Origin of the sequence: Sanguibacter gelidistatuariae (assembly GCF_900096585.1) — a bacterium.
Classification (GTDB): domain Bacteria; phylum Actinomycetota; class Actinomycetes; order Actinomycetales; family Cellulomonadaceae; genus Sanguibacter; species Sanguibacter gelidistatuariae.
The window spans coordinates 269,997-285,317 of the sequence record NZ_FMYH01000002.1; the positions used below are offsets into that span (position 1 = coordinate 269,997).

The window sequence follows — 15,321 nt, forward strand, 5'->3', positions numbered from 1 at the left end:
GCGGGATCTCAGTACACGTCGATCAAGCTCACTGAGCACCTCGCCCTAGCCGACATCCGCCCCTCCATCGGGACCGTGGGCGATGCCTATGACAACGCCCTGGCCGAGACGATCAACGGGCTCTACAAGGCCGAATGCATCCGCACCACAGTCTTCCAGAGCGGCCCCTACAAGACCATCGCGGACGTCGAATACGCGACTGCCGGCTGGGTCGACTGGTACAACAACCGGCGCCTGCACGGGAGCCTGGGCCACGTCCCACCCATCGAGTACGAACACGTCCACTACGCTTCACTCACCGAGCAGTTTCAACCCGCATAGAAGCGGCACGAAACCTGGGGCGCTTCACACCGACCCGAAGTGCGAGACCCGGTCGGCGGTGAGCGCAGCGACGGCGTTGGTTCGCACGTGGTGCTCGCACGAGAACACGAACGGCACAGGCAGCGCCTGACCGGGCTGGGCTGGCCAGACGCGCTGGACGGCCGCGGTGACCGCCAGGTTGTCGTCGGAGATCACGGTCGTCGGCGGCTTCGGTAGGTTCAGGCTCGTCAGGAGGGTGACCCAGTCTGAAGCTTGGGCCGTGTAGGAGGCGTGGATGCCCCACGCGCGTGGCCTGGGGTCGGCGGCTCCGGGTCCGGGGTGGCCGTAGGCAATGAGGACCGCGAACTCAGGTCGGCGACGGTTCGTGCGCGCGTTGGTCCACCAGAAGTCGGTCAAGTCGAGGACGAGGGTCTCGGGCCAGTCCGTCTCGGCGAGCGTCGCGATGACGATAGGAGCCCAGGCGTCGGTCCACTCCGAGACCAGATGCCCGGCGCCGGAGCCGAAGACGGGATCGCGGCCGGCCCCGACCCGCGCGCGGTTCGAAGCACGGACGTAGGAGGCACCGCCCCCGACCTGAACGAGCGCGTCCGCAACAAGTCGGAGCCGATGAAGGTAGTCGCGGCCGACGACGGGTCCGGTGTGGGCCACCAACGTCGAGTCGCACGAGTCGCATACGCCATCGTGGTTGTGCTCGCGCGGGAGCGTAGGGGCGAAGCGATGCCGGGCACCGTCTGGCGCGATGCACGCGTAGAGCTACCGCTTCGCAGGACCACCGTAGGTACCAGCCTTGCGTACCGAGTACCCATCGTGCGACACGTGCCCTCGAGGACAGAGAGGCGGATTCAACAACGACGGTCGCGGCACGACAGGCAGTCTACATAAAGCCAACGCTATCTCATCGGGGGCGCTCGCCAACGTGACGATTGAAGCGGTTGACTCTCATTAACGCTCGATCGAAATGGTCGACGCTGCGCCCAACTCAATATCGAGATCCCTTGTCGAATGGCCCCGAATTCGATAGACTGCGCAATAGGTGGTGAGGTATATATTTGCGAAGACGGGAGGCGTATCATGAGGTCGATTAATCTATTCGATCGCGATCTCGCGCCCGCCGTCGAACGCCTTGAATATGGTCCCGGCATGTGGTGCGACGTGGTCGCCGGTTCGGCGGCCACCCTTGTCGAGGACCACTTCGAGGCTGCGTTCGAGGACCTTGTCCGCTCGAACTGGTCCGCCGCTCCTGAGGGACCGTCGTTCTGGACACATGGTGCTGAGGCGACGAGGCCCGCGCTGGCCTCGTCCGCTGGTTCTTCCCCGGCGGCCGCGCGTGTCGCCCCTTCCGCCCCTTCCGCCCCTTCCGCCCCTTCCGCCCCTTCCGCCCCTTCCGCCCCTTCCGCTCCTGAGGTTTCGGACGTGCCGGAGGGGTTGTTGGCGCAGCTGGACCTGGTGGACGCGGTGACCGAGAAGATCGCCTCGACGGACCTGTCGGGGTTGGCGGGGTCGTTGGCGGCGGAGGTTTCCCAGCGGGTGCGCCGGGCGACCGACCGGTTGGCGGCGCAACGGTTGGTGTTGATCGGTCAGATCGAGGCCGAAGGGTCGTGGCGGGTGGAGACGATGCATTCCTTCAGTTCGTGGCTGGCCTGTTCGGAAGGGTTGTCGACGGCGTTGGCGAAGCGCACCGTCGCGGCGGCGCGGGCGTTGCGTGACCACCTGCCCGCGACCGCGGCGGCCGCTTGTGCCGGGGAGATCACCGCTGAGCACGTGTCGCTCATGGTGAAGGCGACGGTCACGGAGACGTTGTGTGAGGTGCTGGCCACGCCGGTGACCAGTGATACCCCGGCGGGGCCGGTGTGCACGGGTGAGCAGATGCTCCTGGGGCACGCCGGGGCGTTCAAGGTGGATGAGTTCGCCAAGCTCATCAAGAGTTTCACCGTGGTCAGTGATCCGCAGGCGCAGGAGAAGGCGTTCAAGGACGCGGTCGAGTGGGAGTTCCTGCAGATCTCCCCCACGATGGGTGGGATGCAGATCAGCGGGTTCGTCACGACCGAGCACGGCCAGGCCTTCAACGCCGCGCTCCGCGCAGTTGCTGGCGTGCCGGCCGCCGACGACCTGCGTCCGGCGGACCTGCGCAAGGTCGATTCCCTCGTGGACCTGGCCCATCTGGTCCTGGACGGCGGGATCGCCGGCAAAGGCGCCAACGTCCGCCCGCACCTCTCGGTCCACATCACCTGGGAAGAGTTCAAGAACCTCCACGCCCACGCCCACGCCCACGCCACCGACGGTGGCGGCGACGGCGACACGGACGGTTCTAGCTCCCAGACATGGTCACCAGAGGACGTGGAAGCCCGCCTTCTGGCCGGGTTCGCGACCTGGGAAGACGGCACCGGCCCCATCCCCGACGCGGTCCTGCGACGCATCGCCTGCGACGGGGAGATCACCCGGATCATCTTCGGACCCGACTCCCAAATCCTCAACATCTCCCGGACGAAACGCACGTTCACGAAGGAACATCGCCGCGCCATCGTCGCCCGCGACCGACACTGCGTCTGGGAGGGGTGCGACGCCCCACCCCACGTCTGCGAGATCCACCACGCCATCCGCCACTGGGCCGACGGCGGAGAGACCACACCCTCCAACGGCGCACTCCTCTGCCGCCACCACCACCACCGGGTCGACGGCGAGAACATCGCCATGATCTACGACGACGGCTGGCACTTCGCCGCACCCGGCAGCTACCAACCGGGTAGCGACCAGGCCGGCCGCCGACCAGGTGCCCAAGCGACCTGACTCGGCCAGACCCGATCCGCCCGATCCTGAGCTCGGATCCTGACCTACGGGTAGCGGCACCTCCACGGCATCGGGTCCACAGCAAACGCTCAACCGGCACCTGCGCGGGGCATATCTGCGCTGCATAGAACTGGGTGATGAACTCATCCATCCAGCATCTCGACAAGCCCGGGCGCCCCGCGGGGCACCGCAGCCTGCGTCGACGCATCCTGTTCGGCGCGTTGGCCCTTCTGCTCGCCATCTTGCTGGCAGTGGGCTGGGCGCTCAACCGCTACGTCTTCGAGCACGTGGCCATCTCCGACGTCGCGGCCTACGAGGCCGCGCACTCCGTCGCAACTGTCGACGCCGACCCCGACGCCGCCAGCTCTACCGCCGCCTCGACCGACGCCGTCACCACCGCGACTACCTACACCTCCGACCAAGCCGGCATCACCATCTCGACCGTGACGACCGGCACCGGCGATGCGACCGTCACGTACTACGTCGCCGACGTGACGCTCACCGATGCGACCACGTTGCGCTCGGCCTTTGCTCAGAATGCCTTCGGGCAGAACATCACTGAAGACACCTCCGACATCGCCGCGGACAACGACGCTGTATTCGCCATCAACGGCGACTACTACGGCTTCCGCGATACCGGGATCGTCATCCGCAACGGGGTGGTCTACCGCGACGACGGGGCCCGCGAGGGGCTGGCCTTCTACCGCGACGGCACGGTCAAGGTCTATGACGAGACCGCCACCACCGCGACCGACCTGGTGGCCGCAGGGGTGTGGAACACGCTCTCCTTCGGGCCCGCCCTGCTCGCCGGCGGGCAGGTCGTCAGCGGGATCGACGACGTCGAGGTCGACACGAACATCGGCAACCACTCGATCCAGGGGGACCAGCCGCGCACCGCGATCGGCGTCGTCGACGACAACCACCTCGTCTTTGTCGTCGTCGACGGCCGCAGCCCCGGCTACAGCGCAGGCGTGTCGCTGACCGGCCTCGCCGAGATCATGCAGGGGCTGGGCGCCACGACCGCCTACAACCTCGACGGCGGCGGCTCCTCGACCATGTACTTCGACGGCGAGCTCGTCAACGACCCGCTCGGCAAGGGCCAGGAGCGTGGCACCTCCGACATCCTCTACATCGGGAGCTGAGGGGTCACCATGATCGTCCTCATCCCCTCCTACGAACCCGACGCGCGCCTCGTCGACCTGGTCCGGGCCCTGCGCACGGCCGACGCCGGGCTCACCGTCCTCGTTGTCGACGACGGCTCTGGCCCGGCCTACCGCGCAGTGTTCGACGCCGCGCGCGCCTTGGGCGCCGAAGTCCTGACCCAGCCCAGGAACGTCGGCAAGGGACACGCGCTCAAGGCCGGCTTTGCCCACATCGAGGCCAACCACCCCGGAGCCGGTGTCGTGTGCGCCGACTGCGACGGGCAGCACAGCGTCGTCGACATTCTCCGGGTGGCGACCCGGGTGCGGGACTCACAAGCAGCGATGGTGCTCGGCGCCCGCCAGTTCAGCGGGAGCGTCCCAGCCCGCAGCCGCGCGGGCAACGCCATCACCCGGCGGATGTTCGCCCTCGCCACCGGCCACCGCCTCCACGACACCCAGACCGGCCTGCGAGGCTACCCCGCGTCGGCGCTCGAGTGGTTGCAGACCGTGCCGGGGGACAGGTTCGAGTACGAGCTGAACCTCCTGCTCGAGGCGACATCCACCCACCGCGAGATCGAGGAGATCGCGATCGCGACGATCTACCTGGACGGAAACACCTCCTCCCACTTCCGCCCGGTCGCGGACTCGGTGCGGATCTACGCGCCGCTGCTGAAGTTCGTGGGCTCATCCCTCGCCGCCTTCACCGTGGACACCGTGGCGCTCCTCGTACTTCACGCGCTCACCGGATCGCTCCTGGTCTCCGTGCTCGGGGCGCGGGTCGTGAGCTCGGCGGTCAACTTCGCCATCAACCGGTCGTTCGTCTTCGACCACGGCAGGTCGCGGCGCCTGGGTGCGGCCGCGCTGCGCTATTACGCGCTGACGCTCGCCCTGCTGACCGCAAACCTGGCATCGCTCTGGGTGCTCACCGCGGCGGGGGTGCCGCTGCTCGGGGCGAAGGTGGCGACCGAGGCAGTCCTGTTCGTCGCGAGCTATCGCGTGCAGCGCGCCGTCGTCTTCGCCGCGCCGCACGCGCTTGCGGCGCCGACCGGACCCACCTCCGTCTCGCCAGGCACGCCAGCCTCACAGGAATCTCACAAGCGACGGCGATCCCACGCATAGCCGTTCCGCGTAGACCTGACACATACAGTCACCGACCTCTGGAGCAACACCATGCGACGTCCGACCCGCACCGCCCTACTGGCCCCGGTCCTTGCCCTCGCGCTGCTGGCCGGCTGCGCCTCCGAGGAGGCTGGCAGCACCGGCACATCCACCACCAGCTCGACGACCAAGACCGAACAGGTTGCCGACGCCGCCGAGGCGACCAGCGACAACGCCGCCGACCACGACGAGGATGCCGACTACGTCTGGGACGCAGCCGACGAGGTGGCGGTCACACTGACCGGCGACTCCGCGACGTCCGCCAGCTCGGACGTCACGATCGACGGCTCGACCGTGACGATCACTGCGGCCGGCACCTATCGGCTCTCCGGCACGCTGACCGACGGGCAGGTCGTCGTCGACTCCGCCGACGACGCCATCGTCCGGCTGATCTTCGACGGCGTCGACCTGACCAGCTCGACGACCGCACCGATCGTGATCACCAACGCCGCGAAGGCGATGATCGTCCTGGCCGACGCCACGACCAACACCGTCTCGGACGCGAGCACCTACGTCTACCCCGACGCCGAGACCGACGAGCCGAACGCCGCGATCTTCTCCACGACCGACCTCACCATCACCGGCTCCGGCGCGCTCACGGTCGAGGGCAATGCCAACGACGCGATCACGAGCAAGGACGGCCTCGTCGTCTCCGGCGGGATCATCACGGTCACCGCGGCCGACGACGGCATCCGCGGCAAGGACTACCTCGTCATCAAGGAACGCGAGTCCGCCCCGCAGATCACCGTGACCGCAGCCGGCGACGGCCTCAAGTCCGACAACGACGACGACGCCACCAAGGGCTACGTCTCCGTCAGCGCCGGCGAGGTGACCGTCACCGCAGGCGACGACGGGATCCAGGCGCAGACCGATGTGATCGTCTCCGCCGGCACCGTGACGGCCACCTCCGGCGGCGGCGTTGGCGCGACGATCTCCGAGGACGCCTCGGGCAAGGGCATCAAGGGCGACGTGAGCGTCGTCGTCACCGGCGGCGCGATCACGGTCCGCTCGGTCGACGACGCGGTCCACTCCAACGGCCTCGTCTCGATCTCTGGGGGCACGCTGACCCTCGCTGCGGGAGACGACGGCGTGCATGCCGACGCCGTCCTGACCATCACCGGCGGGACGGTCGACGTCACAGAGTCTTACGAAGGCCTCGAGGCAGCCCAGATCACGATCGACGCGGGCGACATCCGGGTGGTCGCCTCCGACGACGGCATCAACGTCGCGGGCGGGACCGACTCCTCCGGGATGGGCGGCCCTGCCGGTGGCGGCGGCCAGGGTGGCGGCCCTGGTGGCGATGGGGGAGGCGCCCCCGGCGGCATGGGCGGCGAGGAAACCTTCACAGCCGACGCCGACTACTTCATGGCCATCTACGGCGGAACGATCGTCGTGGACGCGGGCGGCGACGGCCTCGACGCGAACGGGTCGATCGAGATCGCCGGCGGCACCGTCGTCGTCTCCGGCCCTACGGACAACGGGAACGGTGCGATCGACGCAGACGGCGGGGTGCTCATGACCGGGGGCGTCCTCGTGGCCGCCGGCAGCGCCGGGATGGCAGTCTCGCCGGCCGCCTCCTCGCCGCAGGCCTCGGTCCTGGTGAGCTTCGACTCCGTCCAGAAAGCGGGGACGATCGTCCACCTGGTCGCCGCGGACGGCACCACGGTCGCATCCTTCGAGTCCTCCAAGGACTTCCAGACGATCGTCGTCTCCACCCCGCAGATCATCAGCGGCCAGACGTACACGATTACCGTGGACGGCACGGTGACCGGCGACCTCGTCGGTGGGCTCTCGCTCACCGGGGACTCGACCGGCAGCCGGGAGGCCGGCTCGGTGACCGCGTGAGCCTATAGTGGGCTGTGCCCCAACGGGCCCCGACCTCAGGAGGTGACGACCATGGACCCAGCGAGTAGCTATCCGCCTGACCCACCCATGGCGTCGGTGCTCCTCGGCTCGTCCCGAGCCTGAACCCGGTTCTGCCCTGCTCGCGCGGGGCACCCAGCAGTGCGCTGGCGCCTGACCGATCCCGTCCGTCACCGCGCCCGCGCGGCGGCTCCTCTCACCCGCGACCAGGGGGAGGGGAGCAAGTCGTTGTGCCCGGTGGCTGCCCGCACGAGGGAGCGCCATGCGCCAGAACCTGCCTACCCGCTCGAACACGCCCGACCTGCGCGACGTCATCGCCGCCGGGACACTGACCGCCGTCGACCGGTGGCTGCACGAGATCCCCGGCTCGTGGCGCCGCTCGGAACAGGTCGACGACCTGACCGACGCCGAGATCCGCCGGCTCGTGGCCCTGCTCACCCCGCAGACTGCCCGCGAGCTCTTCGACTCGATCGACACCCCGGCCGTCGTCGGCGTCCTTGAGGTCCTGCCCCCGGTCGTCGCCGCGGGTCTGCTCGACGCCCTCGACGACGACCGGTCCGCGGAGATCCTGCGTGGGCTTGACGACGACCATCGCCAGCAGGTCCTCGCCGGCACGGGTGCGGTGCGCTCGGCGACGCTTCGCGGTCTGCTGTCCTGGCCCCAGGACAGCGCCGGATCCCGGATGAACCCCGACGTCGCGTCGGTCAGTGCATCGATGACGGTCTCTGACGCGATCGAGGCGATCCGCGCCCGGGCCGCCGAGACGACGCTGGGCGAGGGGGACGTCCTGGTCACCGCATCGCCCGACCACCGCCTGGTCGGCGTCGTCTCCTACCTCGACCTCGTGCTGTCCCAGCCGCACACCCTCATCGCCACGATCATGGACCCGGAGGTGGTGAGCGTCAGCGCGCTCGAGGACCAGGAGGTCGCGGCCCGGCTGCTCGCCGACCACGACCTCTCGGCCGTTCCCGTCGTGCACGACGGCGCGCTGCTGGGCATCATCTCTGCGGACGACGTGGTCGACATCCTCGAGGCCGAGGCGACCGAGGATGCGGAGCGTCAGGGCGGTTCGGCCCCGCTCGAGGTCCCGTACCTGCGCGCCTCCCCGTTCCTGCTCTGGCGCAAGCGCATCGTCTGGTTGCTGGTGCTGTTCCTCGCCGAGATGTACACGGGGACAGTGCTGCGGATGTTCGAGGACGAGCTCTCGACCGTCGTCGCGCTGACGTTCTTCATCCCGCTGCTCATCGGCACGGGCGGCAACACCGGCACGCAGATCACCACGACGATGATCCGCGCCATGGCGATGGGCCAGGTCGAGATGCGCAACATCCTGCGGGTCGTGCGCAAGGAGGTCGCGACCGGCGTGCTCATCGCGGCGACCATCGCGGGCATCGCGTGGGTGCGGGCGCTGACGCTCGGGGTGGGGGAGGAGGTAGCCATCACGGTCGCGATCTCGGTCGTGGTGATCGTGCTGTGGACCTCGCTCGTCGCCTCGGTCCTGCCGCTGCTGCTCAATCGCCTGGGCGTCGACCCGGCCGTGGTCTCCGGGCCGATGATCACGACCGTGGTCGACGGGACCGGGCTGATCATCTACTTCACGGTCGCGCGCCTGGTCATCACCCAGCTCGGTGCTGGGTAGCGCTAGCGCAGGAGGGCCGCGACGACGATGAGCACGGGGACCGCGCCGATGGTCGTGACGAAGATCGCGTCGCGGGCCAGCGTCTCCCCGCGCCGGTAGCGCTGGGCGTAGTTGAAGACGTTCTGGGCGGTGGGCAGCGCGGCGAGGGCCACGACCACAAAGAGGTCGTGGCCGGTGAGCCCGAAGACGAACCGTCCGCACAGCCAGGCGACGGCTGGCATGACCAGGAGCTTGAGCGCCGACGCGAGCACGGCGTCACGGCGTTCGACGCCCGGCTCGAGGATCTTCTGACCGTGCAGGGACATGCCGTAGGTGATGAGCATGAGCGGGACCGCGGCCGCGCCTATGATCCGGAACGGTTCCATGACCGAGTCCGGCACCTGCAACCCGGTGAGCGTGACCACCAGGCCGAGCGCGGAGCCGATGATGATCGGGTTGCGCAAGGGCTGGCTGATCAGGCGGCCCACCGAGGCGCGGCCCTGCTGCTGGACGTCGAGCACGGCGAGCCCGAGCGGGGCGAAGAGCAGCAGCTGGACGAGGATCACCGGCGCGGAGTACGCGGCGTCACCGAGCACGTAGACGGCGACCGGGATGCCGATGTTGTTCGCGTTCACGTACCCGGCGGACAGCGCGCCGATCACGGCGTCGGACGCGTCCCGGTGCCACGCCACCCTCGCAACCGCGATGTAGACGGCGAACGTCACCGACGCCGCGATCAGGGAGACGACCATGAGCGGGGAGAAGAGCTGGGCGACCTCGGCGTCGGCCAGGATCGTGAACAGCAGGCTGGGTGCCAGGACGAAGAAGACCAGACGCGCGATGACCTGCCTGGCGTCGGGTCCCAGCAGGTTCACCCGGCCCACGACGTACCCGACGGCGATGATGGCGGCGATGATCGCAAACCCGGTAAGGACTCCTGTCACGGTGCCATCGTGCGCCGATCCGGCGGGATCCGGGTCACCGTCTCACGCCAGCCTGCGCTGAGCGCCTCAGCGCACCTCGGTGACCTCGACCTCGTACATGTACCCGTCCAGCAGCTCGGCGGCGTGCTGGGATGCGGCGATCTCCGCAGTGGTCGAGTCCGGGGCCTCCCCGGGCACCACGAAGACGATTCGGTCGACGTGGACCTCTGGGTCACCGAACGCGCCGAGGGCGTCAGCCATCCCGGTGACCTGGTCGTCGTCGAGATCGTCGCGGACGGTGATGTGGGCAAGATAGGCGGCCATGGTCCCATCCAACACGAGCCCACCGACATCTGCGTCCGCCGTCGGACGTAGGCTGATTCTGTGCCCCATCACTCCTTTGCCTCAGACAACTACGCCGGCGCCCACCCCGAGGTCCTCGCTGCGCTCGCGGCCGCGAACACCGGCCACGCCCGCGCCTACGGCGCCGATCAGTGGACCAGTCGCCTCCAGGACGTGATCAAGACGCACTTCGGCGACCAGGCGAGCGCCTATCCGGTCTTCAACGGGACGGGTGCGAACGTCGTCGCGCTGATGTCGATGCTGCCGCGCTGGGGGGCCGTGATCACGAGCCGCTACGCCCACATCCACAACGACGAGAACGCCGCACCCGAGCGGGTGGGCGGCATGAAGCTGCTCACGGTCGATGCCCCGGACGGCAAGCTCACCCCTGCCGCGATCGACGAGCACGCCTGGGGCTGGGGCGACCAGCACCGGGCGCAGCCGCTTGTCGTCTCGATCACCCAGTCGACCGAGCTCGGCACCGTGTACACACCCGACGAGGTGCGGGCGATCGCCGACCACGCGCACTCCCTCGGCATGAGGGTCCACATGGACGGTGCCCGGCTGGCCAACGCGGCCGCCTACCTCGGCGTGCCCCTCGCCGCCATCACGACCGACGCCGGCGTCGACGTGCTCTCCTTCGGCGGCACCAAGAACGGCCTCGTGTTCGGGGAGGCCGTGATCGTCCTGGACCCCGCCGCGGTCGAAGGTATCGACTACGTCCGCAAGATGACCATGCAGCTCTCCTCGAAGATGCGCTTCGTCTCCGCACAGCTTCTTGCGCTCCTTGACGGCGGACTCTGGTTGCGGTCCGCCTCGCACGCCAACGCGATGGCCTCCCGGCTGCGTTCAGGGCTCGACGAGCTCATCGCGGCGGGTGCGGCACCTGGCCTCGCCTTCACCCAGGAGACCCAGGCGAATGGAGTCTTCGCGATCCTGCCGCCCGCCTCCGTCGAGCCCCTGCGTGAGCAGTTCGGCTTCTACGACTGGAACGCAGCCCGCGGGGAGGTCCGGTGGATGTGCTCCTTCGACACGACCGAGCGCGACGTGGACGCTTTCGTGGCGGGCGTAGGGGCCGAGCTGGACCCGCGCGGTGCCTGACGCCGCGCGCCGGGTCAGGCGCCTACCGCTCGCCGCCGCGGCTGCAGTCACCACGGCCGCTGGCCTCGCCGTGGCCACGGCCGGCAGCGGCACGCTCGCCGACGCCGCCGGCGACGTCCTCTACGCGGTCCTCGTCTACCTGGTCCTGGCGTTCTGCGTGCCCGGTCAGCGCAGGGCCGTCCTGACCGTCGTCGCCTTCGGTCTCTGCGCGGTCATCGAGCTCTCCCAGCTCACCGGCGTCCCGGCTGCGCTCGCGGGCGCCTGGGAACCGCTGCGGTTCGTGCTCGGCACGACCTTCAATGCCGTCGACCTGGTGGCCTACGCGCTCGGAGCGGTTCTGGGCGCACTGGTCCACCGGCTGCTCGGTCGCCGAGCACCCGTCAGTCCCCGAGCACCCAGCCCCCCGGAGCGGCCAGCGCACGAGCCTCAGCCGGCCCCCATGACCCGGGCCGATACGGGAGCGGCTGCGGGCGATCCGGCCCGAGCAGGGGGGCAAAGGCCCGCCACGCGTCTCTGAGTCCGGCCGGGGTGGTGAACAGGCTGCGATCACCGATGATCACGTCGTGCACGAGTGAGGCATAGGGCGACAGCGGTTCTCCGGGTGCGACGTCGTCCAGCGCGAGCCGGGCGGTCCCAGTTCCGAGCGTGAGGTCGGGTCCTGGGCGTTTGACGGTCGTCGTGATCTCGATCGCTCCGTCCCCGCTCAACGACAGGCTGATCCGGTCGGGCCCCACCTCCTCGCCGAAGAGCTCCTTCGGTGTGCGCAGCACAAGCGTCACCCGCTGGGCCGAGACCGCCATCCGCTTGCCGGTGCGCAGCAAGAACGGCACGCCTCGCCACCGGTCGTTGTCGATCCACAGGCGGGCCGCCACGAAGGTGTCGGTCGTCGAGCCATCCGCGATGCCCGCGACGGCCTGGTAGCCGTCGAACTGCCCCAGCACCACGTCGTGAGCGAGGTCGAGCGGACGGAAACAGCTGATCGCGGCCTCGCGCGCGGGCGAGACGTGATCGGCGTCGAGCCCGTGGGGTGGCTCCATCGCGACCTCGGCGGCTACCTGGAACAGATGGGTGACCAGCATGTCCAGAGCCGCGCCGGTCGCGTCGTAGAACTCCGCGCGGTCGGTGATGTCGAGCGTCTCCGGCACGTCGATCTGCACCTGTTCAACATGCTCACGGTTCCAGACGCCGCCGAACAGCTCGTTGGCGAAGCGCAGCACGTGCAGGTTCTGGGTGGCCTCCTTACCGAGGAAGTGGTCGATGCGGAACACCTGCTCCTCCTTGAGGACACCGTGCACGACGTCGTCAAGCTCGCGGAAGGAGTCCGGAGACGTGCCATAGGGCTTCTCGTAGACGACCCGCGACCCCTTGGTGAGGCCGTGCTCGCCCAGTGCGCGCGTGATCGACACGAAGGTGGTCGGCGGCACGGCCAGGTAGTGGATGACCAGGACGTCGTCCGGAGTGTTGTCGCCCGTGGCGAGGGTGTGGCGCAGGGCTGCGACCGCGCCGGTGAGCGCGCCGTCGGGCTCACCTTCGACGACCTCCTGGGCGTAGCTGGCGCGAGCCGTCAGGGCGTCTGCCGCCTGGGTGGCGGCGGCCTTGTCCGCAGGTCCGAATGTCTCGAGCGAGCTACGGACGATCTGGGCGAAGTCTGCGGAGTCGATCGCGGCGCGACCTGTCCCTAGCAGTGCCCACCGCTCGGGCAGCAGGCCACGGGCGCTGAGCTCGGCCAGTCCGGGGATCACCATGCGTTTGGCGAGGTCACCGCGGGCGCCGTGCAGGACGAAGATCACGGGACGCTCAGGTGCGGTGGTGGTCACGATGGCCTCTTGACGTCGGCGGTGGCTGGTCACCCACGCTACGACCGTCTGCGGGGCGTCGCGCGAGGAGCAGGCCGGCGCGGACCCGCCATTGTTCATCCTCTGCGCGCCGTCGACGTCCTCAAGGGCGCGGTCGCCCCTGCCGATATCCCCGGCAGAGAGCGAGGGGATCACATGCCAGCGGGACGGTCAGCAGGCGTAGGGGCGCGCCGCGAGGCCTTGCTCGCTGGCGCCCACGCGGCCGAGGTCTCGGAGAAGGCGACCGTCGCGGCGCTCGGACGGCTCGCCGGGGTGGGTTACCACCTCCTGGCAGACCGCCGATGGCCGGGCAGCCGGACGGCCAACGTCGACCTCGTGGTTGTGGGGCCAGGCGGAGTGTTCATCGTGGACACCAAGTGGTGGGCCGACGTGTCCGTCGCGCAGGGACGCATCTTCCGTGGTCAGGACGACGTCACCGAGGAGCTCTATGCCCTCGCCGACCTGGGCCAGACCGTCGAGGCGGACCTTGCCGACGTGGGCCTCTCGCCCAACGAGATCCACCCGGTCGTCGTCCTGCACGGACGGTCCGGGATCAGCGAGACGGTGGCCAGCGTGCGCGTCCTCGGGGAGGGTGACGCGCTGCGCTTCATCGCCGGTCACGGCCAACGACACACCCCCGCCGCGGTCGACCTGCTCCTCGCCCGCTGCCTCGACCTGTTCCCCGCGATGGGCAACGCCGACGCCGCGGCACACGCTGTCGCCGTCGACCCCGTCCGCCCGGCCGACCGCGCGTGGGAGGAACCGCTGCTCTCCGATCGGGAGATCGACGCGGCCCTCTTCGACTCGCTGCTAGCCAGCCCGGTCGAGGACTGGATGGCGTTCCTGCACCCGGCCCAGGCCAAGCTCGTCCGGCGCAGCTTCAACGGGCCGTCGCGGATCCGCGGGTCGGCCGGCACCGGAAAGACCGTCGTCGGGCTGCACCGGGCCGCCTATCTCGCGCGGATGAACCCTCACGGGAAGGTGCTCGTGACGACCTTCGTCAACACCCTCCCGGGCGTCATGGCCCAGTCGCTCGCGCGCCTGGCCCCCGAGGCCGTCGACCGGGTCATCTTTACGAGCGTGCATCGCTTCGCGCGCCGGGTGCTCGACGCCCGCGGGGTCACAGTCCGCGTCGACCCCGGCAAGGCGCTCACCGCATTCAACCTCGCGTGGGTGCGCACCGGCCGCCACAGCGTGCTCGGTGGGATCGACCTGCCGGTCACCTACTGGCAGGAGGAGGTGGTGGTGGTGCTCCGCGGGCGGGGGATCACGGACTTCGACGCCTACGCCGACCTCGCGCGCACCGGACGCAAGCACCGCCTGTCCCTCGAACAGCGCCGCGGCGTCTGGGAGCTGCACCTCGCCTACGACGCGCAGCTGCGCGCCCTCGGGATCACCGACTTCGCCGGCAGCATCCTGCTGGCCGAGGCGGCGCTGCAGTCAGTTCCCTACGGCAGCGCCCCGGGCGAGGAGTCGATCGCGGCGGTCATCGTCGACGAGGCCCAGGACCTTACCTGCGCCCAGATCCGGCTGCTGCACGCCCTCACCGGCGACGCCCCCGACGGCCTGACCCTCATCGGCGACGGCCAGCAGTCCATCTACCCCGGTGGGTACACCCTCGCCGAGGCGGGCGTCTCGCTCGCGGGGCGCGGCGTCGTCATGGATGTGAACTACCGCAACACGGCCCAGATCGTCGAGTTCGCGAGCCGGCTCGTCGACGGTGACGAGTTCGCTGACATCGAGGGTGCGACCAGCCGAGCCGACCGCACCGACCGGGTCACCCGCACCGGTCCGGAGCCAGTGCTCTGGCGTGGTCCCCAGCCCGACGCCGCGGCCGCCCTGGTCGCCCGGGTGCGCGAGGTGCTGACCGGGGTCGGGACGGATGCCGCCGACATCGGCGTTCTCAGCCCCACCCATGCGGGCGTGCAGGGTGCCCTGCGCGCCCTCGCGGCCGCGGGCATCCCCACGATCAACCTTGCCGACTACGAGGGCGTTCCGGTCGACGCGGTCAAGGTCGGGACGATCAAGAGGGCCAAGGGCCTGGAGTTCAAGCAGGTCCTTGTGTGTGCGGTGCCCGCAGCGCTCGTCGCGGCAGACGCCCAGCCGCCCGCGGCCGACGCCGACCGCGAACGCTGGGACCGGGACCGCCGCGAGCTCTTCGTCGCGATGACCCGGGCCCGTGACGGACTGTGGGTCTCGACCACGGGGACCTGACCATCGCCCTCAGACCA

The 15,321-nt window shown here is 69.6% G+C and carries 12 protein-coding genes and 1 pseudogene; 9 read left to right on the plus strand and 4 right to left on the minus strand.

Annotated elements, in window-relative coordinates; all coding sequences use genetic code 11:
- Positions 1-321, plus strand: a 321-nt coding sequence (locus tag BLQ50_RS06030; protein ID WP_139185778.1) for an integrase core domain-containing protein, incomplete at its 5' end; no start/stop codon positions are given.
- A gap of 24 nt (positions 322-345) precedes the next feature.
- Here BLQ50_RS06030 and BLQ50_RS06035 read toward each other — a convergent pair.
- Positions 346-969 carry a hypothetical protein gene (locus BLQ50_RS06035; RefSeq protein WP_093182073.1) on the minus strand — a complete coding sequence of 208 codons (624 nt, stop codon included), beginning with the start codon at positions 967-969 and terminating at the stop codon, positions 346-348.
- Between the two features lie 765 nt (positions 970-1,734).
- Between BLQ50_RS06035 and BLQ50_RS06040 the strand changes: the two genes are divergently transcribed.
- The 5 genes from BLQ50_RS06040 to mgtE all read left to right on the plus strand — a co-directional run bounded on the left by BLQ50_RS06040 (position 1,735) and on the right by mgtE (position 8,910).
- Positions 1,735-3,108 (plus strand): HNH endonuclease, encoded by a 1,374-nt coding sequence (locus BLQ50_RS06040; RefSeq protein WP_093182075.1) that lies wholly within the window; start codon positions 1,735-1,737, stop codon positions 3,106-3,108.
- A gap of 137 nt (positions 3,109-3,245) precedes the next feature.
- Complete coding sequence (locus BLQ50_RS06045) at positions 3,246-4,250, plus strand: phosphodiester glycosidase family protein (RefSeq protein WP_093182076.1); 1,005 nt, start codon at positions 3,246-3,248, stop codon at positions 4,248-4,250.
- 9 nt (positions 4,251-4,259) lie between these two features.
- Positions 4,260-5,369: a glycosyltransferase gene (locus BLQ50_RS06050; protein ID WP_093182078.1), complete on the plus strand. Its 1,110-nt coding sequence runs from the start codon at positions 4,260-4,262 to the stop codon at positions 5,367-5,369.
- A 51-nt stretch (positions 5,370-5,420) separates the two neighbouring features.
- Entirely contained in the window at positions 5,421-7,253 is a 1,833-nt protein-coding gene (locus BLQ50_RS06055; RefSeq protein ID WP_093182079.1) for a carbohydrate-binding domain-containing protein, read from the plus strand.
- Between the two features lie 280 nt (positions 7,254-7,533).
- Positions 7,534-8,910 carry a magnesium transporter gene (gene mgtE, locus BLQ50_RS06060; protein ID WP_093182081.1) on the plus strand — a complete coding sequence of 459 codons (1,377 nt, stop codon included), beginning with the start codon at positions 7,534-7,536 and terminating at the stop codon, positions 8,908-8,910.
- Between the two features lie 2 nt (positions 8,911-8,912).
- On the opposite strand, the gene BLQ50_RS06065 is transcribed toward mgtE, so the two are convergent.
- Both BLQ50_RS06065 and BLQ50_RS06070 read right to left on the minus strand, forming a co-directional pair.
- Positions 8,913-9,833 (minus strand): AEC family transporter, encoded by a 921-nt coding sequence (locus BLQ50_RS06065; RefSeq protein ID WP_093182082.1) that lies wholly within the window; start codon positions 9,831-9,833, stop codon positions 8,913-8,915.
- A gap of 66 nt (positions 9,834-9,899) precedes the next feature.
- Positions 9,900-10,136, minus strand: coding sequence for a hypothetical protein (locus BLQ50_RS06070; protein WP_093182084.1), 237 nt, complete (start codon positions 10,134-10,136; stop codon positions 9,900-9,902).
- Between the two features lie 60 nt (positions 10,137-10,196).
- Between BLQ50_RS06070 and BLQ50_RS06075 the strand changes: the two genes are divergently transcribed.
- Positions 10,197-11,255 carry a threonine aldolase family protein gene (locus BLQ50_RS06075; protein ID WP_093182085.1) on the plus strand — a complete coding sequence of 353 codons (1,059 nt, stop codon included), beginning with the start codon at positions 10,197-10,199 and terminating at the stop codon, positions 11,253-11,255.
- Between the two features lie 70 nt (positions 11,256-11,325).
- Positions 11,326-11,577 (plus strand): annotated as a pseudogene (locus tag BLQ50_RS19000) (ribosomal maturation YjgA family protein); the annotation flags it as partial.
- Between the two features lie 58 nt (positions 11,578-11,635).
- On the opposite strand, the gene BLQ50_RS06085 reads toward BLQ50_RS19000, so the two are convergent.
- A complete protein-coding gene (locus BLQ50_RS06085) occupies positions 11,636-13,072 on the minus strand; it encodes a glucose-6-phosphate dehydrogenase (RefSeq protein ID WP_245700929.1) in 1,437 nt (478 codons plus the stop codon).
- A 174-nt stretch (positions 13,073-13,246) separates the two neighbouring features.
- Here BLQ50_RS06085 and BLQ50_RS06090 point away from each other — a divergent pair, with 174 nt between their 5' ends.
- Positions 13,247-15,304 (plus strand): nuclease-related domain-containing DEAD/DEAH box helicase, encoded by a 2,058-nt coding sequence (locus BLQ50_RS06090; protein WP_093182090.1) that lies wholly within the window; start codon positions 13,247-13,249, stop codon positions 15,302-15,304.
- The last annotated feature ends 17 nt before the right edge of the window (positions 15,305-15,321 follow it).